This is a genomic window from Nocardia sp. NRRL WC-3656, from assembly GCF_000720265.1.
GTDB classification, from domain to species: domain Bacteria; phylum Actinomycetota; class Actinomycetes; order Mycobacteriales; family Mycobacteriaceae; genus Nocardia; species Nocardia nova.
This window is the reverse complement of sequence record NZ_JOJF01000039.1, coordinates 23,167-42,227: the sequence shown is the minus strand read 5'-3', so window position 1 is coordinate 42,227 and position 19,061 is coordinate 23,167. Positions and strand designations below refer to the sequence as shown.

13 protein-coding genes and 3 pseudogenes are annotated in these 19,061 nt (G+C 66.2%); 9 read left to right on the top strand and 7 right to left on the bottom strand.

Annotated features, from left to right (window positions below; all coding sequences use genetic code 11):
- Positions 1-260 (bottom strand): hypothetical protein (locus IG65_RS39420; RefSeq protein WP_231509547.1); only part of this gene is annotated, 260 nt, incomplete at its 3' end.
- A 241-nt stretch (positions 261-501) separates the two neighbouring features.
- A complete protein-coding gene (locus IG65_RS38140; protein WP_156055867.1) occupies positions 502-735 on the bottom strand; it encodes a hypothetical protein in 234 nt (77 codons plus the stop codon).
- A gap of 24 nt (positions 736-759) precedes the next feature.
- On the opposite strand from IG65_RS38140, the gene IG65_RS0131105 reads away from it, so the two are divergent.
- The 8 genes and pseudogenes from IG65_RS0131105 (at position 760) to IG65_RS0131070 (ending at position 13,080) form a co-directional block, all read left to right on the top strand.
- Positions 760-2,886, top strand: a complete 2,127-nt coding sequence (locus tag IG65_RS0131105; protein WP_156055866.1) for a DEAD/DEAH box helicase — start codon at positions 760-762, stop codon at positions 2,884-2,886.
- A 5-nt stretch (positions 2,887-2,891) separates the two neighbouring features.
- Positions 2,892-8,096, top strand: a pseudogene (locus IG65_RS0131100) (MFS transporter); the annotation flags it as partial.
- 916 nt (positions 8,097-9,012) lie between these two features.
- Positions 9,013-9,504 (top strand): annotated as a pseudogene (locus IG65_RS39925) (glycoside hydrolase family 15 protein); the annotation flags it as partial.
- A gap of 94 nt (positions 9,505-9,598) precedes the next feature.
- The gene (locus IG65_RS0131090) at positions 9,599-10,018 is read left to right on the top strand and encodes a DUF4186 domain-containing protein (protein ID WP_231509546.1); all 420 of its coding nucleotides are present in this window, start codon (positions 9,599-9,601) and stop codon (positions 10,016-10,018) included.
- A gap of 91 nt (positions 10,019-10,109) precedes the next feature.
- A complete protein-coding gene (locus IG65_RS0131085) occupies positions 10,110-11,441 on the top strand; it encodes an APC family permease (RefSeq protein ID WP_051757253.1) in 1,332 nt (443 codons plus the stop codon).
- Positions 11,442-11,591: 150 nt separating this feature from the next.
- Positions 11,592-12,083: a carbonic anhydrase gene (locus IG65_RS0131080; protein WP_030518516.1), complete on the top strand. Its 492-nt coding sequence runs from the start codon at positions 11,592-11,594 to the stop codon at positions 12,081-12,083.
- 85 nt (positions 12,084-12,168) lie between these two features.
- The gene (locus tag IG65_RS0131075) at positions 12,169-12,837 is read left to right on the top strand and encodes a hypothetical protein (RefSeq protein WP_156055865.1); all 669 of its coding nucleotides are present in this window, start codon (positions 12,169-12,171) and stop codon (positions 12,835-12,837) included.
- Between the two features lie 36 nt (positions 12,838-12,873).
- The gene (locus IG65_RS0131070; RefSeq protein ID WP_030518514.1) at positions 12,874-13,080 is read left to right on the top strand and encodes a hypothetical protein; all 207 of its coding nucleotides are present in this window, start codon (positions 12,874-12,876) and stop codon (positions 13,078-13,080) included.
- 3 nt (positions 13,081-13,083) lie between these two features.
- Here the strand turns inward: IG65_RS0131070 and IG65_RS0131065 are convergent, their stop codons facing one another.
- From IG65_RS0131065 to IG65_RS0131055, 3 genes are all read right to left on the bottom strand, one after another.
- Complete coding sequence (locus tag IG65_RS0131065; protein WP_051757251.1) at positions 13,084-13,515, bottom strand: DUF427 domain-containing protein; 432 nt, start codon at positions 13,513-13,515, stop codon at positions 13,084-13,086.
- 37 nt (positions 13,516-13,552) lie between these two features.
- Positions 13,553-14,461 (bottom strand): acyl-CoA thioesterase II, encoded by a 909-nt coding sequence (locus IG65_RS0131060; protein WP_081879886.1) that lies wholly within the window; start codon positions 14,459-14,461, stop codon positions 13,553-13,555.
- Positions 14,462-14,528: 67 nt separating this feature from the next.
- Complete coding sequence (locus IG65_RS0131055) at positions 14,529-16,052, bottom strand: wax ester/triacylglycerol synthase family O-acyltransferase (RefSeq protein WP_081879885.1); 1,524 nt, start codon at positions 16,050-16,052, stop codon at positions 14,529-14,531.
- A gap of 346 nt (positions 16,053-16,398) precedes the next feature.
- Here IG65_RS0131055 and IG65_RS0131050 point away from each other — a divergent pair, with 346 nt between their 5' ends.
- Entirely contained in the window at positions 16,399-17,433 is a 1,035-nt protein-coding gene (locus IG65_RS0131050) for a hypothetical protein (RefSeq protein WP_030518510.1), read from the top strand.
- Between the two features lie 16 nt (positions 17,434-17,449).
- Here IG65_RS0131050 and IG65_RS0131045 read toward each other — a convergent pair whose 3' ends face one another.
- The gene (locus tag IG65_RS0131045) at positions 17,450-17,788 is read right to left on the bottom strand and encodes an Lsr2 family protein (RefSeq protein WP_030518509.1); all 339 of its coding nucleotides are present in this window, start codon (positions 17,786-17,788) and stop codon (positions 17,450-17,452) included.
- 97 nt (positions 17,789-17,885) lie between these two features.
- Positions 17,886-19,055, bottom strand: a pseudogene (locus IG65_RS35315) (zinc-dependent alcohol dehydrogenase).
- Positions 19,056-19,061: the final 6 nt, after the last annotated feature.

Here is a 19,061-nt window from a genome sequence, read left to right as displayed (position 1 = left end):
CCGCTGCTCAACGGCGCATTCGCCGGGGGCGTGTATTCCCGCAGCGGAGCCCATCCGCCGGCGATCGACGGCGGCGCGACATTCACACCGCCCGACGCGTTCTCGGCCGGGCACGACGGGAACGCCGCGACGCCTCGGCGGCCGATCGAGGTGTCGGCGGAATCGAAACGGGCGTGGGCGGACGCGCAGAAGGCATGGGGTCCGACCGCGGAGGCCACGAAGAACGCAGGTGAGAGCGGCAGGCTTCGCGCCGAGGTCAAAGGGGAGACCCCGGCCGCGGAACCACACTCACGCAGCGAACAGGGTGCATCGATCGCAGCCGACGAAGCCGGTGGCCGCCGACCCGGGCAACAGGTCCGTCCCCTATCGTCCGACGCCGCCGCGGCACGGTCGGGCACGCATTCCGAGACAGCTGCTCCGAGCGAGCGGCCACCGGCCGAGAAACCGGTCGCCGCCGGGAAGGCGACCGCGCCCCGGTCGGTCGAGGCGGTGGGCGAAACCTCACTGCCGCAGCTCCCGCCACGCCCCGTCGGCGAGGTTCACGAAAAGGCCAGTGCTCCAGGTGAACACCGGCCGCAGCCGAAGACGGAGCAGATTCCGCCCGGTGAGCACGCCACAATCGTCGACGGTGCCGGCAACCAGACGCCCGCACGGCCCCATCCGGTCGCCCAGGTCGAGGCGGGATCGCCGGGCCTTCGCGACGAACACGGACCGTCGGGCGCTCGCGACGAACATGGGTCGTCAAATTCCGAGGAGCATGTGGCCCCCCAGCGGGATGCGACCGCCGAGCAGTCCGGTCCGGAAAGCTCCGAAAGCTCGGGCCGGACCGAGGCGGACGGTACCGAAACACTTGCCGCGGAGGAACATCAGTCGTCGGTGCACGACGAGCAGAGTGTTCCGTCCGCTGATCACGACGGTCTCGCCGACGCCGCCGGTATGCCGCGCGGCGACCGCGACAAGGCGGTCGATCTGCTGATCGACTTCCACCAGGCCTCCGCCGAGCATGTTCCGGAAGGTCAATGCCTGTCCAATCTTCCGGACGACGTGCTGATGGCCGGACTGCACAGCGGCGATGAGCACCAGTCGTTGCTGGCGACGACGGAGATCATCCGGCGCGGCACGATCAGCGAGAAAGTGCCCGGCGGAATGGTGCTGCGGGTCGAACAGGCGGAAGCCGTCTACGCGATGAAATCGCGTCCGGTGGAAATGAAACCCGGTGAAGGCAAATCGCTGGTTTTCATGGCCGCCGCAATACAACGTGCGGTGCACAACGGCTCGGTTCTGCTCGTCACCACGACCGATGGGCTGGCCAACCGCGAAGTCGACACGTATCGGAAGTTGCTGACCGACGATCGAGAAGTCGCCGAAGTCCGGAAGTTGTTGAGCAACTTCGGGATCGACGTGTTCCGCGCCGATCAGCAGAACGGCTTCGGACCGATCACCGAGGGGCGGCCGGCGATCGTGGTCGCGACCGGCGAGACGGTCGGGCATCTGTGCAATGCCGGTATCAAGCCACCGCGGCACGTGCTGATCGACGAGATGGACGGAATCATCGACCGCGGCGAGCGGCAGTTCCTCCGGTCGGAAGGTGTGGAACGGGCAGCGCCGAAGAAAACCACCAAACAGGTACTCGATGCCCGCGACTTTCTCGCCACGGCGCTCGCCAATGGAACGCTGTCCCACGAGGACTTCGGCCTCGTACGAATCACCGAGGAAATCGACGTACATCCCGACGGCACGCCGGAATACATGTTCTGGTACGATGGTCAACCCGAACTCACACCCGAGGGCTGGGCGAAGGTCGAGGCGCTGCGCGGCGGGACGAAATGGCTCGGGGGGATGGGAGCCTCGCGGCTCGAGGTCGCTGCGCAGGCGGAGTTTCTTGTTCGCAATGGTGTCCATTACGAAGTGGATGCGGGCAAGATCGTCATCATCGAACAGGCCGAACACGGTCTGCAACGCAACCTGAAAACGACGAGCGAATCCCGATGGAGCGCGGAGCCGGGCAAAGCGAGCCTTGCGCAGGCCATCGAAGCGAAGGAGATCCGCGCGGCCAAGGCTCGTGGCGAGAACACCGGGGAGCATCGGATCGTGGTGCGCGCGGATGCGGAGTCCGCCAAGCGTATCGATTCGGTCGAAATCTACCGTGTCGGACGCGGATCCTTCTTCGATGAAGTGACAGGTGCGTCCGGCACTATCACCGACCTGAACCCGGTGCTGCAGAAGATCTACAACCTGGAGCCGGCGCACGAGGTCGGGCGGTCGCAGACCCATCGGCTGGTGGAGGGCCAGCACGATGTGGTCGAGAGCACACACGCCAAACTGCGCACGATCGCCGAATACGCGAACGAGATGCGGGCCGACGGCAAGGGCCGGTTTCAGGAGATCCTCTGTCACCGCAATGATTTGGTCGCCCGTCAGGTCGAGGCGCTGGTGCGCGCGGGTGTGCCGAGAGATGCGATCGAAGCGGTGGACGCCAAACGGATCATCGGCTGGGGCGCCGACTGGGAAGCCCAGTTGCAGAAGGTTTTCGACGACGCCGGTGAGCAGGGCAAGATCCTGGTGATCAACCGGCAGGGCCAGCGCGGGGTCGACATCTCGGTATCCGAGGCGGTGAAGGCCAAGGGCGGCATGCACGTCTGGATGACCGAGGCGCCGGAACAGTCCTACATCCACGAACAAGCCAAGAACCGCACCGCACGAAACGGGCAGCGGGGTAGCGCGCAGGTGGTGATGTCGGCACAGGACGCGCTGATTCGCAATGCCATGCACCTGCGTGGGGCGGTATCGCGCCCGCCACGGCCGAGGCGCTGCGGCAACATGTCGAGGCCACCGCCCCCGCGAAGGCGCGCGAGCGTGCAGGACTCAGCGATGTGGACGCACTGATCGAGATGATGCCGTTACGGAACCGGCTCGCCGCCGAACTCGGTGTGCCGATCGCGGATATCAGTGGGGCCGAGGGCATGCGAAGGCTCGATCCGCTGCTGACCGAGGCGAGAGACGCCCTCGCGGCAGCGCTGGGCTATCCGACCGCCGGCATCACCCCCGTCATCGCCCGCGACATCCTGGGCGAAGCGGTCGGCGATCACCTGAACGCCACGAACACCGGGCAATTCGGCATCGGAAACAATACCGGTTCCGCTGCGGCAGTTTCCGGACCGGCGAGCCTGGCCGCCCGGGATCCGGACCGCCAAGCGGCGGCCGCCCGGGATGCCGACGCCCAGAACGCGGACACCGGGGATGCCACCGACGGAGCGGACGCCGGCATCATTGCTGCGGCGTCACAGTACCTGGCCACCGCGGCCCTGCTCGATCTGGTCGTACAGATTCACCGCCGCAGCCCCAACAGTCGCGTCAACAACACCGTGACCGGCATGCGAGTGCTGTGCCCCGACAACGCCCGCCGTTTCGAGATGCCCGCCACGAGGCTGGGGGGCCACGGCCGTGATGTGGTGCGAAGGGTGTTCGGCGCCGGCCTTGAGAAGGCCGAATCGCTGGAGCAGGTCGCGGAATCGTTGAAGTTCCGGCCGGGTGGGATCAGCGTCCTGGTCTACAAATGGAAGGACACCCGGGCGTCCGGCAGCGCCGACGCCGACGACCATATGGTCCTGCTGGTCAACGACAGCGACTCGATCGACGAACCGAACCTGGTCGTCGTCGACCTGGCGGTCTCGCGGGACGGTGACACCGCGAACGACTACGGTCCCAAGGACCTGCGAAACCGCCGCGCGTTGCTGAACAAAGCTGTCGGATTCGACGAATGGCGCCGCGAGCAGAAGAAGTTCATCGATCGGATGCCGGTGGAAAAGCGGCTCTTCGAAACCATCGAGTTCGACCGCGACGGCAACCTCGTCACCCGTTCGCGCACGGGCGCTCCGACGGCCGAGAGTTTGCCGCCCTCCCAGCAAGTCGTCGCACCCAACGCCACGGTGGACGGAATCGACGCGGTATTCGCCAGCCTACCAGAACTGGGCGGGGCAATGACGGTTCGATCGGGTACCGCCGGGTCCAACGACCCACACCGAGAGGAACGCGAACCGGTCGGAGCCAGACCATCGGAGAACGCAGCGAATCCGCCGTCGCCGAGCACCCGCAAGGGGTACCCGACAGAGGTACTCTACTGTGTCCCATGGGTTTCCCGCATCATCAGGGCACTCGGAAACGACGACGCCACCGCAGAGCCCGACCCCACCAAACGCCTTCCGGGCGACCTCGAGAAGAACATCAGAGCCGGACTGCAACGGGACGAGAACCTGCGAGCAGGCGACCCTGTCCGCCGAGCAGCCGAAAACCTGGTTCGAGACCCCACCGCCGACACAGCCGTAATCGTGGTCGGCAAAAGAACCAGGGCACACGCCTACGTGCTCACCGACGTCAACGGCACCGTCTACATCTACGACACCTTGATCGCCGGCGGCCGTCACCGCATGCGCGTATTCGACTCTGACACGTGGAAACCTGGCTACCCCGACCCCGATTACGCCTACCACGCTACCTTCCACAATGTCGGCGGCCGACTAGTCGCCGACACCACACCCGACCGCACCCAAGTCGCGATCGAACACGCCAACCAGCAGATCACCGGACCGTTCGACCGGCTCCGAGATAAATGGGCCCACTCCTTCCTAGGGTTGGAACGCACCGAATCGCAGAACCCGCCCGTTCAAACCGCGTCCGGTTCCGCCCGATTCGGTCGTTTCAAACGATCCGGGCGATTCCCCGGCCCGGGCCGGAGATCCGCACAGGTCGCAGCGCAGGACGACCAACACGGGCGGTCGATTCGAAAGTTGCTGCGTGACAACCGGTTGTACCGGCTGGTCACGTTCAACAGCTTCACAACCGATTTCGGCGACGAACTCATGCAGCAAATGATGCCGCTCCTGATAGCACCCGAATACGGGACGACGTGGGCGGGTGCTGTGGGATTCGCCAGTCAGCTGCCACACATCGCAGCCCAACCTGTCGCCGGATATCTGGCCGAGCGCGACCCGTGGAAGATGATGCGTGTCAGCCAGTTGTTGGGCTTGGGGGGTGCGACCGCAGCCACGATATGGATCGGAATCGGTGCACCGCAACGCCCGACGGTCCTCATCGCCACCTCCGCGCTGGAGGCCGTGGCAGCGGCAGTGTACGGCGCCAGTGCCGAGCGTATGAGGATCGAGCTGGCGGGCCCCGAGCGAGCCCTCGCGAACAGCGCTCTGACCAATATGATGCAGCGCTTTCCCCGGCTCGCGAGTTTCGCCATCGGGCCTGCCATGCTGGGAATCGCCAGGTCCCTTCCCGCCGGAGCCAACGCAGCGTCGTACTCCTGGAACCTCGCAACGCTGTCGAGATTGCGGAAACCCGACATCCCGGTGACCCCCAAGACCGCGAAGATCAAGTCGTTGCGGCAGCGGCTACACGACATCGCGGCCGGCGTTCACACGGTGCGCAAAGACCGCATATTGCTCGAGGACGGCATCACATTGGGGCTGGTCAACGTATTCTTCGGCTTCCAAAAACTAGAGATCTCCTCGATGATCATCGACGGTCAGGCGACCGGCATACAGGCTGCGGCGATACTCCTTGCTACACCGATAGGCGGGATTTTCGGCTCCTGGCTCGGTGGCCGAAAATGGCTGGAAAAGTTTTCGATTGACACGGTGCTGACCGGGCGGCTTCTGGGAGTCGCGGGTGCCGCGGTGCTTCTCCCCGCTACCAGCCAGCCCGCTGCTGTCGGTCTTGGCCTCGCTGGTACCCAGATACTGATCGGTGCTGCGGCAACCCGCATCGGGGCCTACAGATACAAAACAGTTCCCCAAGAAGTACGGGGCCGTGTCGCGGTGGTCAACCCGATGATCGGTAAAAGCGGGTTTGCGATTGGTGGGTTGCTGGGCGGTGTTCTGCTTTCCCGCCTGGGCATGGATGCCACAGGGGCGATCATGACGGCTGCGTTTGGTGGCCTCGCGGGCGGCGCTCTCGTACGACAGATCGTTCGGAAGGTTCGCCGGCGCAGATTGCCGAACGAGCGGCGGTCGATCACACCCTCCGCCATCACGGCAGTCGGTTCCCAACAGCCGGGCTCGGAAGCGAGACCGGCCGTGGACAGCGAGGACCTCACCCCTCACGCAAATCGAGACATCACCGACTTCTTGGCAGACGAATCCGCTGTCGATCGCGACAACCGAAACCGCCCCGTACGTTCGGGAGTCGATTCGCATACCGTGGACAGCAATCATCCTGGCAACGCGCGACCCGAAACGCAGCTCGATCCGGTAGAGCTTCCCGAAGAGGTCCGCGGTTGTCTGCGCTGGATCGTCGACATTCTTCACCAGAACGGCCTGCCCACCCGGCCACTCACCGGACGTAAAGCCGCCCACTTCCAAAGCGCCACCAGCGCCGGACTGCAACACCTACCACTTACTATGCCGACCAGATCCGACGATCCTATGAGACAGGCCGTCGACGACCTCCGCGCCAAACCGGTCGGCACCTACGCCGTCGCGATCGTCGGCAAGGGCGAGCGCGCCCACGCCTACATCATCATTCGTAGGGCGAACCTCGAGACAGGGCTTACCAACACCTACATCCACGACCAACTCACCGGCGACGAAGCCCGGCCCTACTTCGACTGGAAAGCCGCTTATGTCAACCCCGAACACGCTTACATCGCCTACTTCGAACCCACCGAAGACGGCACTCTCACCGCTGACACCACCCCGGAGCAATCCGAACTCGCCCGCACTTTCGACTCCGACATCACCGGCCCACCGACACCGGACGCCGAAACTCCGGAGCCTGAGCCGAATCCGCAGACGCAGGGCAGAGGACGCAAGGAGGTAGTGTCCGCCGCGCATCAACCCACAGCACCATTGCAAAACTCCACTGCGGATTTTGGGCAAGCCTCGCAGAAAGCTGCGAATTCCGAGCAGGAGAGCAACACGAGCGAGCGTTCACCGTATGCTCGTCCGTCGATACCCGCTGAAGAACCGGCAGAATCCGAGGATGCTGCGGGCACCGATCCGGACGAATCAAACGGCGGCGAGAGGAACGATTCGCTGGTGCGTCTCATTCGCCTCGAGCCCTACGTGGGTGTACGTATCGGCGCCGAATTCCTGACCAATACGAGCTCCGAACTCCTAGCGACGATGACGTCGCTGTACTACATGGAGAACGGCGGGGCAGAAATGGCGGGTCTGGTCGCGGCGGCCACCAACCTGGTGTATACCGCTGGCGCGTTGATAGGCGGGCACCTTGGGGACCACGTCGCGCCCAAAGGTCTGATGACCGGCACCTTGGCCTTCGCAGCGGCGTCGGACATCACCGCAACAATCGACTTGGCGTCCGGATCGGCCTACACCGTCCCGGTTCTCATCGGAACCACACTCGTCAATGCGGGCGCCGCGGTCCTTTACACGATTGTTGCGGACAACCTGCTCATCGGGATGGTCGGCAACGCTCAGCTCGGGTGGAACCGCCTAAACAACCTGAAGGTTCACACCACCCGAGTGCTGGGGAACCTGCTGGCGCCCTCGGCATTGGGCACCGGTGCCTGGTCGGCTCCCCTCTTGAGTCTTGGCGCCAACGTTGTGAATCTGATGACAGTAAGGCAACTGCCGGACTTCGACAACAAGCCGAAGTCGAACAAAAAGCAAGGCATATTGGAATCCATCGTCGAGGGGGCGCGATCCGCGAAGGATTCACCCAATCAAATACGTACGATGGCCAACTTTGGTGCCACCAATGCGTATCTGGGACTGCAGGGGTTGCAACTCACGTCATTACTCACTGACTCCGGGCTGCCGCATTGGCAGCAGGGAGTCGCACTGTTGATCACGCCGCTCGGTGGTGTGATCGGGAACCTGATACCCAAGCGGTGGGTGGAGAAGACTAATATCGAGACATTGCTGACGATCAATTTGGCAGGGCTCGGCGGTCCCGCGATTCTCGCGGCATCCACTATGAGCCCCTGGGTGGCGTCGGCAGGACTCTCCGCCACGTGGGCAGCCCTGGGCATGGCCGGACCACCCATACGGACCTACATGAACAACGCGACGCCACCGGAAGTACGTGCGCGAGTGAGATCCATTGGCACCGTTGTCAACCGAGGCGCGGTCGCGTTGGGGCCGCTCGTTGCCGGAGGCACGATAGGGCTGTTCGGGAACCAGACTGCCGGCATCTCGACCGCGGTGGCGTTCGGCACCCTCGCCAGCTGGTCGCTGTACCGGCGGCTGTTCAAAGCCCGGAGGCTCCTGGACTGCATCAATCAAACCTCTGAAGCCACCTGGGCGCTCGGCCTCAAAAGTGGCATCAAACCCAGGAAATGGCAGAAGAGCCCCGAGCACCTCCGTCGAGCCATCGCCACCCAACTCGTCGAGATCGAGCCTGGCATCGAGCCCGTCGGTCAGGTCATCGAGAATATCCGGAATCTCGAAGGCGGTGCGGATACCGCAGTCGTTCTGCTCGATGACGGCAAGAAAATGCAGTCATTGACCGTCGCCAATACCGACAACAAGCCAGGCGGCAACGTCATCATATTCGACACCAACATCACCAATCCCGAGGACCCTCACTTCGATCCGAGCGACCCCGACCGCATCCCCCGCGTCCGCGCGATCGACGAATACAAACAGTTCTACCCGGACATCGAAGAGGCATTCGTCGCTTACCTCACCACCGATCAGGAAGACAATCTCACCAACCTCCGTCCACACAACCCCAACCTGAAAGCACCCCGCAAGGACGGAAAAGTCTTGGGCTCAATGCGCGTTGACGCCTCCGGCGCCTTGCCCAACGGGATCGCCGCGGCGCATGCCGGTACTGCGACTGCATCGCCACGAGCCCGGGCCGAGCAACCGGCGCAGCGCCTACGCGGGCAGCGCAGGCGGCTGCGCAACTCGGCTGAGTCGTCGAAATCAGCTGGCGCCCCGGCATACGATGCCGCGACCACCCGCGGCATCACCCGGGCGATCGCTCGAGCGATCTTCGATACGTTCGGTATCGAAGTGCTCGGCCTGGATAAGGTCTCGGTTGCACGGCAGCACGGCACTGGACGCCTCGACCCTGCTCATCCCGCTGGTCCGGTTCCTGCCTCCCGACGACGAACGCGTCCGCAAGACGGTGCTCGCCATCGCCGACGAACTCACCAGCGACGGCCTCGTCCTGCGCTACCGCACCGACGAAACCGACGACGGATTCTCCGGGGCCGAAGGCACTTTCACGATCTGCTCGTTCTGGCTGGTGTCGGCGCTGTCGGAAATCGGCGAGAAGCACCGTGCCAAACAGTTGTGTGAGAAGTTGCTCGGCTATGCCAGCCCGCTGGGCCTCTACGCCGAGGAGATCGATCCCGTGACCGGACGACACTGGGGCAATTACCCTCAGGCGTTCACGCACCTGGCGTTGATCAATGCCGTCATGCACGTCGTCCGGGACGAGCAGATCGAATTGCGCACGGCACTCGGGGGAGAGTCCATCGCCCCCCGCCTCGACGACGGCATGCTCACCGGCGGATACATCCACATCTGAGCGTCCCGATGCCTGGCCGTGGCCGGATGCGGAGCTGTCGTAGCCGCTCGTCCGGGCGAACGGTCGTGTCGGCCGGTCGTTCTAGGCTGGTGTGGTGCGGCTGGACCACGCAACTCTCGACGCTCGCCTCGCTGCCATCGCGCGGCAGCCGTTCCGGGCGAAGTTCCACCTGCGTGAACCCGAGATGGAGTTCGTCGCGCTGCGCGGCATGACGGTGGTGCGCGAGCACGCGGCCGATCTCATCGGCAAGCGGCTCGCGCCGGCTCATCCCGCGAAGGACGGGAAGCAGACTCCCTGGGGCGGTCATCCGGTCTTTCGCGCTCAGCACGCCACCGGCACCTGCTGTCGCGGCTGTCTGCAGCGAACGCACGGCATCGGCAAGGGCCGCGAACTGACCACGCCCGAGCGTGAATACGTCGTGGACATCATCTGCCGCTGGGTCGAAAACGAGTGCGCTCGCCGGACGGTGCCGGTACCGGGCGACGAGGACTCGGACCGCCGCGGCGACGGATAGGGCTGCGAACGCGGCCGTCCGGCGCCCGCATGTCGGCGTACGGTCACCGGCATTTTCGGTTCGATGCGCGCCGGGCGGGTACGTGGCCGATATGCCCCGTTCCTTGAAGCGCGCCGTCGGTACGCCTCTGCTGTACTTCTTCATCCTGGGTGACGTGCTCGGGGCCGGCGTGTACGTGCTGATCGGTTCCGTGGCGCAGGTGTCGGGCGGTGCGGTGTGGTTACCGCTGGCCGTCGCCCTCGGACTGGCCACACTCACCGCGGCGTCATATGCCGAGTTGGCGACGAAGTACCCACGGGCCGGTGGTTCGGCGCACTACGGGACCCGCGCACTGGGACCCGCCGCCGGTTCGCTGGTCGGCTTCTGCATGCTCGCCGCGGGTGTGGTGTCGGTGGGGGCGCTGGCGCGGGCATTCGCCGGTGACTATCTCCAAGCGCTCGTGTCCGCACCGACCGCGCTGGTCGTCGTCGTCTTCCTGGTGGCGCTGGCGTTGCTCAACATCCGGGGGATCAAGGAATCGCTGCGCGCCAATGTGGCGGCGAGTCTGATCGAGCTCAGTGGGCTGGTGCTGATCATCGGATTGGGTGCGTGGATCCTGGTTCGCGGTGACGCCGATCCCGGCAGGCTCACCGAGATCGGAACCGCGGAACACGGTCCGGTTCCGGCAGTGCTTGCGGGGACGGTACTGGCCTTCTACTCCTTCGTCGGTTTCGAGACCTCGGTGAATCTGGCGGAGGAGGTGCGCGATCCGCGCCGCTCGTACCCGTTCGCGCTGTTCGGCGCGCTGCTCACCGCCGGAGTGGTGTACGTGCTGGTGGGTGTGGTCGCCAGTGCCGCCGTGCCCACCGACGAACTGGCGCGCTCGAGCGGTCCGCTGCTCGAGGTGGTGCGCCGGGCCGGCGGGGTGCCCGACCGGTTGTTCAGTGTGATCGCCCTGGTCGCCGTCGCGAATGGCGCATTGCTGACCGGCATCATGGCCTCGCGGCTGGCCTACGGCATGGCACGCGACGGACTGCTGCCGGCGGTGCTGACCCGCCTGCTTCCCGGCCGCCGCACTCCGTGGGTCGCAGTGGTGGCGACCTCGGGAGTATCCGTCGCCCTCGCGCTCACCGGCGAGGTCGCCGTGCTGGCCGAAACTCTGGTTCTGCTTCTGCTCGTCGTCTTCGCGGCGGTGAATTGTTCGGTTCTGCTCGAGCGCCGCCATCCCGTCGACACCGATCACTTCCGCGTCCCGACGATCGTTCCGTGGCTGGCACTGGCCTCCTGCCTCTACCTGTTCACCCGCATCGATGCCGACATCTGGGCGCGCGGGCTGGTCCTGGTCGGCCTGGGCGCAATACTCGCGCTGGTCAACAGCGTGCGCACTCGTCGCGCCCACCCGGAATCGCGCATCGCGCACGCGGTGAAGGCGATGCGTCCGTGAATCCGCGCCCGGCCGACGCGCGGCGGTCGTGTCACTCGATCGGCAACCGTTGACTTCACGCTGAGCGAATACCTGGTGTTCGCGGCGGTCGCGAGTCACGATCCACGCGTACATGTGAATGTCCGCAGCTACCCGACGAAGGGCGCGATCATGACCGTGACCGACGAGCTTCTGGCCAACAACGCCGAATACGCAGCACAGTTCAGCGGACCGCTTCCGCTGCCGCCGAGCAAGCACGTCGCCGTGGTGGCGTGCATGGACGCGCGGCTGGACGTCTACCGCGTTCTCGGCCTCGAGGAGGGGGAGGCGCACGTCATCCGCAATGCGGGCGGGGTGGTGACCGACGACGAGATCCGTTCGCTGGCAATCAGTCAGCGGTTGCTGGGCACCACCGAGATCATCCTGATCCATCACACCGACTGCGGCATGCTGACCTTCACCGACGACGAGTTCAAACGCGGAATCCAGGACGAGGTGGGCATCGAACCCGAATGGGCGGCGGAGGCTTTCGACGATCTGGGTGTGGATGTGCGCCAGTCGATTCGGCGAATCGAGGCCAGCCCGTTCGTGACGAAGACGACCTCGCTGCGCGGCTTCGTCTTCGACGTCGGCACCGGCAAACTCCAGGAGGTCATCGCCTGAGTCCGAGGCAGTGCGGATAGCCGCTGCCCCGTGCCGTCGGCTCAGGAATGTCCGGGCCCGTGCCTATCGAGGCTAGGCTTCCGGGATGAGCACGGCGCAGTCCGACACTCTTCCCGGTCGACGAGACAGGCGACGGCTTCGGCCACGGCTCGCGTGGCATGTGTTTCTGGCCTGCACGGTTCTGTCTTGCTCGGGCTTGCTCGCGCATGCCAGCGACCCCGCCGGCGCCGAGTCGGTGTTGGTGCGCATGGTCGTGATCATTGCGTCGTTCGGATTGTGCTGCGTGATCATCAGCTACCTGACCCGGGTGGTCGCATCCCGCCGGCTCCGGGTGAGGGAGCTCGGTCCGTTGTTTGCGCCCGCGCTGGTGGTTGCGTTCACCGTGGCCGCGTGGAGCGCGGACCTACCGATCGTTGTGCGTTGGCAGTTGTCCGAGCACAGCTTCGAGGATGCCGCACGGCAGCTGCGCGACGGTGCCGATCCGCACACGTTCGAGGGTCACCGGCTCGGCCTCTACCGCATCGACGATTCGGACCACCCGACCTCGAGCGTCCGCCGCGATGCCTCGGGTATCTACTTCGCGACCAGCCCCGCAGTGGGCTACTGCTCGAGCGGAGCCGGGTTCGCCCAGATCACCGGCGCTCCCGCAGATGGCAATCTCCGTCACCTCAACGGTGATTGGTATTGGTTCTGCTTCGACAGCGCCGGCAAGAAAACCATAGTGCCGGACCATCCGATCGGGGGATGGGGCTGAGGGCGGGTCCCCGCTTCCCGCCCGATGGTTCGGCACATGCCGAGCGACTTCTCCGACGCCGACGGCCCGTTCCTGCGCGAAACGCGGTGCGAGTGTGTCGGTGCGACGGTCGATCGATCGAAAGTTGTTGCGGTACCGGATGTTCCGGATCCGGAACGATGGTCGGGTGCGGCGAAACCGAACTATCCCACCGCCTATCCGGCTCAGCTGCGCCTTCCCTTCACCGCCGACGGGGGGTGCTGAGGACTATTCGACGGCGTCCGGTGTGCTCCCGGCCTCCGCCCGCTGCCGCACACCCGACACGGCCGGAGTCGCCACGCCGACCTCGAGACGGACCCGATCCTGATAGAAGCCGATGTGGTCGCGGATCAACGCCACCTCCGGATAGGGATCGGTGTACTCCCACGCGATCGGCTCCGCGCTGTCGTGCGGGCGCCAATACCGGGCCCGGCCCTTGAAGGGGCAGCGCGAGGTGAGCTGTTCGTCCAGGGTGAGCAGGTCGAAGCGCACATCGGCGACCGGAATGTAGAACACGATCCCGTGATCCTGTTCGGCCACGAGCAGACTCGCGGTGGTCTCGGCCAGGTGCCGGTCGTCGTGCGAGACGCGGACCAGATTGCGAATGCGCCGCACGTCGATGCGATAGTCGGGCCACTCGGCGAAGCCGGACGCTTGCATGTGTTCCTCCGAATGTGTCGCCCCGGAATACGGATGGTCAGAGTACGGTGCCGGCTCGGGTGCGGACGGCGGTATCGGCCGGCCGGAACGCGCGCACCATCGCGTGCACGCTGTAGGTGGCCGTCAGTCGTCCGTCGGCGGCGTGTACCCGTCCTTCGCTCTGGGCATGGCCGCGTCCGGCGTAGACGACGCGGGTGCTGTACAGCAGCCACTGCGTCACATCCGGTTCGTCGTGAAAGGTGATGGTGGCCATGGTGATTCCGGTCGAGATCGCGGAATGTGCCATCGATTCACCGTAGTCGGGATGCGGCCGCAGCGCCGCGGCCACCGTCCAGTGCGCGCACGACTGCGCCAGCAATGCCGCGTGCAGGTAGTAGGTATCCGGCGCGTCGCGGTACCGCGTCCACACGAACAGTTCCGGCGGACCCACATGTCCGGGATCGGGACTGTACGCGCCGCCGACCATACGCATGTCGCGGCCGTCGACCTCCGTTCCCGGAATATCCAGCGGCGCCGACTCGTCCGGTGGATCGACGACCGGCATCGGCGCGGCCGAACGGATCAGGTCGGGTGCGCCGGCGTCGAGGAGCACGGTGCCCGCACACCGCAGTGTGTCGTCCTGGCGCACCCGGACCTGCGCCGTGCTGTAGGTGCGACCCGAGTGCAGGACCTCGACGTCGACGTCCAGCGGCGCGTCGTGGGCGGCGACCCGCGAGAAGATCATCGACGCCGACACCACGCGCTGCCGTGGCACCTCCTTGGCGGCCGCCACGATCGCGTCGCCGAGCATCTGACCGGCCTCGACGACGTTGCGGACGGTCGGACCGTGCGCGGGCGCTACGTAATGTCCTGCGCCACAAGGGTGTACGTCCATGAGACGCGACAGCTCGGCCTGGCTCCACGGTGGCCCGCCCGGGCCCGCTCCGGCGTGCGGATCGTCGACCATCGGACCCCTCGTGCGTATATGACGTTCTCAGTATCCGAGAGTCATATTACCAAAATCGCGCGCCGCGTCACGAGCTCCGCTGCAACTCGGACAGCGCATCGGCGAGGTGGGTGGTGATGTCCCAGACGTCGGGAACGGCTTCCGGGCAGGCGACGATGCCGAAATCGAGGTGACCGTCGTAGGACATCACCGTGATGTTCAGGCTGCCGGACAACTCGGTGAGCACCGAGACCGGATAGCTGGCCAGTACGCGGATTCCGTCGAGATACAGCGGGAGCTGTGGTCCGGGGACGTTCGAGACGATCAGGTTGACCAGGGGAAGGGTGGGGGCCGCGGCGCGCAGCAGCGCACGCGTCGGCAGCCCGTGCAGGGCCGGTGTGAGCAATGTGGTCAGTTCGTGCAGCAGGGTCGGTGGCTGTTTGCCGAACCGGTCTTTGGCCACGAGCAGATTGTTGTGCAGCAGTTTCAGCCGGGCGTGTGGATCGTTCTCCCCGATCGGCAGTTGAGACAGCATGAGCGAGAACTGATTTCCCGCACTACCGAACTGCTCGGGTGTGCGCACCGAGACCGGGATCGCGGCCAGCAGGGGCCGGTCGATGGGAAGTTCGCGGTCGAGCATCCAGTTGCGCAACGCCGACGTGCACAGAGCCATCACGACATCGTTGACGGTGCCGTCGATCGATTTCTTGATCGCCTTGACCGCCGCGAGGGGCAGTGAGGTGTAGGCGACGCTGCGGCTCGTGGTGAGCGGCTGGTTGAACGGGACATCGTCGTGCTTGGCGCGGAATGCGTCCCGGGTGCGCAGCAGTGTCGGCACCGCGTCGAGGGCCGCGCGCGTGCGGGCCGACTGGCGGGTCACCGCCTTGGGAGCGCTGCGGGCCAGCATCTCGACGATCGAGGGCGTGCGATCGCGGCGCATACCGGCCTCGGGTAGCGGTGTGGCCGTGGGGGTTTCGGAGATGTCGAGGATCGCGCCCATGATCTCCGCCGCGGACACGCCGTCGATCACCGCGTGGTGCACCTTCGTGTAGACCGCCTGACGGCCGCCCGAGAGTCCGGAGACGAGATGGCATTCCCACAGCGGACGGGATCGGTCGAGCGGCTGGGCGTGGCGGCGGGCGACGTAGTCGGCGAGGTCGGCGTCGGTCGCACCGTCGGGCAATCGCACGTGCCGCACGTGGAAACCGAGATCGACGGCGGCGCAATCTTCCCAGTACGGCTCGTCGAGGCCCAGCGGCACGGTGCGTACCCGGCGGCGCAGCGGCGCCACGAGGTGCAGCCGGGCGGCGAACAGCCGCCGCAGTGTGCCGGCATCCAGCGGGCCGCGCGGGCCGCGGCCCGAATCGAGCAGCATGACGGCGCCGATATGCATGGGCGCCGCTGCGGTTTCGCTGTCCAGCAGATGCAGATCCAGGGCGCTCAACTGCCGTGGCGGTCCGATTTCCGCCGCGGCCGGGATCGTCGTGGACGCCGGCGCGCCCGCGCGCTGCGCACCGCTGGTCAACGACTCGCCGGGGGTGCGCAGGTGGACGGTGGTCTCTCGTGCGTGGGTCTCCCGTGCGTGCGAGACAGTGCTGGACGAGCCGGTCATCGTTACCTCCCGGGAGACGGTCCGGGAAGGTTCAGCGGCAGCACAGGTGCACCGAATCGAGCCCGGACAGCTGGGTGGCGCCTCGGTGAGGCGCGCGGACGGAGTTCGCGCGGCACTGGTCGAACGACGAGTCGTCTCGATATCCGAAACGTGGCTGCGAGTCTAGGGCCGATCGTGGCCGGCTGGGCTTCGCGGAGAATTCGTGCCCGTAAATTGTGTGCAAACACCCGATGCGCGCCGGTCCGCGCCGGCCGGCTCCTGCGGCGCGCCCGGCAGCACCGGCGAGCGTCTCGGCCCGGTTCCGCGTTCGGCAGAACATGTGTCCCGCGACTTGTACGATGTGGTAATGCGTTCGCGGAGCGTGCATTTCGTGGGTAGCTTCCCCGCCACGACTACGGATGAGGCGATGCGGGCAATGGCCGACAGTGCCGGTCCGCTGTTACACACCCTGCCCACCGGCGAGACCCGCCGCTACGAGTACTACGTCCGGCCGATCCTGGAAGACCTGGTCGCTCAGGGCGCGCTCGAGGTCGCCCGGGCGGGGGAGTGGCGGACTCGGCGCGATCGACCTCGGTACCGCCTGCCGCAGGACCGCACGCCGACCGGGGCCGGGATGGACCTCGGATATGCCGGGGAAGCCGCCGAGGCGCTGCCGATCCTCTCCGCCGTGCGTGCCGACCTCGGCCGGCCCGAACTAGCGTTGCAGATCGGCATGCCGACCGACCTCACCCTGGCGTTCGTCGCCTTGGGGCCCAAGGGGATTCGATCCGGGCGCGCGCCGTTCACGGAAGCCACGGCACGCGAGATCGCCACCATCGCGCGGACGGGCGGCGACGATGTCGTGATCCAGCTGGAGGCGACCGCGGAGCTGGTGGCGATGGCGCTGACCCAGCCCGCGCATCGCATGGTGGAACGCGTGCTGGGCTCGGGCCGTGGCATCGCCGCACTCGCCGCCGCGGCCCCGCAGGGCACCCGCATCGGCGTGCACCTGTGCCTGGGCAGCCTGCACAACAAGGGTGCGCCGCTGCGCACCGCACGGCCCTTCGTCGACCTGGCCAATTCCGTTGCGCGGCACTGGCCTGCCGGACGCACCCTGGAATACGTTCATGTCCCGTTCGCCGCGGGCGACCGACCGCCGGCGGCCGGGGCCCGGTTCTACGCGCCCCTCGCCGATCTTTCCCTGCCCGCGGGCACCCGCTTCTACGCGGGTGTCGTCCACGACGTACCCACCGCGGACGAGCAGCGAAAGACGCTGCACACCATCGAGAACGCGCTCGGCCGCCGCGTCGACGGCGTCGCCTGCGCATGCGGTCTGGGCCGTCGCCCCCGCGCCGTCGCGGACGCGCTCATGGCGCGCGCCGTGACGTTGGCGGGTTCGTGACCGGGCGGACCGTGGTCTAGCCGGCTTTGTTGTACGCCTCGACGATGTCCTTGTGGATGCGGCCGCGGCTGGAGATCTCGTAGCCGTTGTTGCGGGCCCACTCCCGGATGGCGGCCGTCTGCTCCCGGTCCGGTGTCGTGCGGGCGGTACCGGATTTGACGGCGCCCTTGCGGTTTCGGCCGACCTTGCGGGCGGACTCGGTCCACTGCTCGAAGATCTTGCGCAGCTTCTCGGCGTTCTTGGTCGACAGGTCGATTTCGTATTCGACTCCGTCGATGCCGAAGTGCACCGTCTGGTCGGCATCGGACTTGCCGTCGTAGTCGTCCACCAGCTCGACGATGACCTTCTTGGCCATGAAAACCCACCCTCCACTCAGCTCGTATGTGACGCGGCGAAAATGCTAATCGAGTTCGCGAGAGCGTCGTTGAGCAGGGTGAGGACCGCGGCTACGGTCACGGGCGGAAGATCGCGCGCACGCAGCCTTCCCGTTTGTTCTTGAACATGTCGTATCCGCGCACGGAGTCCTCGAGGGGCAGGTCGTGGGTGATCAGGTAGGACGGGTCGAGGTCGCCCTGCTGGATGTAGTCGAAGATGCGCCGCACGTAGCGCTGGCCGTGCTGTTGCGCGCTGCGGATCGTGAGGCTTTTGTTGGTGACGATGCCCATCGGGAATTTGTCGGTCAGGCCGTAGACGCCGAGCACCGACACCACACCGCCCTTGCGGCACGTCAGCAGCGCCTCGCGCAGAGGTGTCGCGCGGTCGGTTTCGAGACGCAGAAGTTGTTTGGCGCGGTCGTAGGCGTTCTGCAGTCCGGTGCCGTGCCCTTCCATGCCGACCGCGTCGACGCACGCGTCCGGGCCGCGGCCGCCGGTCATCTCGGCGATGGTGTTCTGCACGCTGTCCACCGCGGTGTAGTCGATGGTTTCGGCGTCGAAATGCTTGCGCGCCAGTGCCAATCGTTCCCGATAGCGGTCGATGACGATCACGCGATCCGCGCCGAGCAGCCGCGCCGAGTGCCCGGCCATCAGGCCGACCCCGCCGCTGCCCCAGATCGCGACCGTATCGCCGGGGGAGATGTCACAGAATTCGGCGCCCATCAGACCGGTCGGCACGGCGTCGGAGACGAACAGGGCCTATTCGTCGGTGATCTCCGCGGGGACGGGGAAGCAGTTGACGTCGGCGAAGGGCACCCGCACGTAGTGGGCGTGCGAACCCTGATATCCGCCGAAGGGATGGGTGTAGCCGTAGATGCCGGCGGTCGGATAGCCGAGCGCGGGGCGCTGCAGGTGTGCGTTCGGGTTGGTGGTGTCGCATGCCGCCCACAGTTCGTGTTCGCAGAACCAGCAGGAGCCGCAGCCGATGAACGAGGGGACGACGACGCGCTCACCCACCGTGCGGTGGTTCACCTCCGGCCCGACATCGACGACTTCGCCGACGAATTCGTGTCCGAAGACGTCGCCGTGCCGCATCCCGGGCAGGTAGCCGTCGATGAAATGCAGATCCGAACCACACGTGGTGGTCAGATGGACTGCGACGATCGCGTCGTGCGGGTTGACCACCGAGGGGTCGGGCACGGTTTCGACGGCGAGGTCGTTGACCCCGTTCCAGCACAGTGCGCGCATGAATCG

Excerpts from the sequence above, each read along its gene's own strand:
- IG65_RS38140 (WP_156055867.1), bottom strand. The coding sequence starts at position 735 with ATGTTCGTCGCGAGCGCCCGACGGTCCGTGTTCGTCGCGAAGGCCCGG.
- IG65_RS0131085 (WP_051757253.1), top strand. The coding sequence starts at position 10,110 with ATGCCCCGTTCCTTGAAGCGCGCCGTCGGTACGCCTCTGCTGTACTTC.
- IG65_RS0131080 (WP_030518516.1), top strand. The coding sequence starts at position 11,592 with ATGACCGTGACCGACGAGCTTCTGGCCAACAACGCCGAATACGCAGCA.
- IG65_RS0131075 (WP_156055865.1), top strand. The coding sequence starts at position 12,169 with ATGAGCACGGCGCAGTCCGACACTCTTCCCGGTCGACGAGACAGGCGA.
- IG65_RS0131070 (WP_030518514.1), top strand. The coding sequence starts at position 12,874 with ATGCCGAGCGACTTCTCCGACGCCGACGGCCCGTTCCTGCGCGAAACG.
- IG65_RS0131065 (WP_051757251.1), bottom strand. The coding sequence starts at position 13,515 with ATGCAAGCGTCCGGCTTCGCCGAGTGGCCCGACTATCGCATCGACGTG.
- IG65_RS0131060 (WP_081879886.1), bottom strand. The coding sequence starts at position 14,461 with ATGGTCGACGATCCGCACGCCGGAGCGGGCCCGGGCGGGCCACCGTGG.
- IG65_RS0131055 (WP_081879885.1), bottom strand. The coding sequence starts at position 16,052 with ATGACCGGCTCGTCCAGCACTGTCTCGCACGCACGGGAGACCCACGCA.
- IG65_RS0131050 (WP_030518510.1), top strand. The coding sequence starts at position 16,399 with ATGCGTTCGCGGAGCGTGCATTTCGTGGGTAGCTTCCCCGCCACGACT.
- IG65_RS0131045 (WP_030518509.1), bottom strand. The coding sequence starts at position 17,788 with ATGGCCAAGAAGGTCATCGTCGAGCTGGTGGACGACTACGACGGCAAG.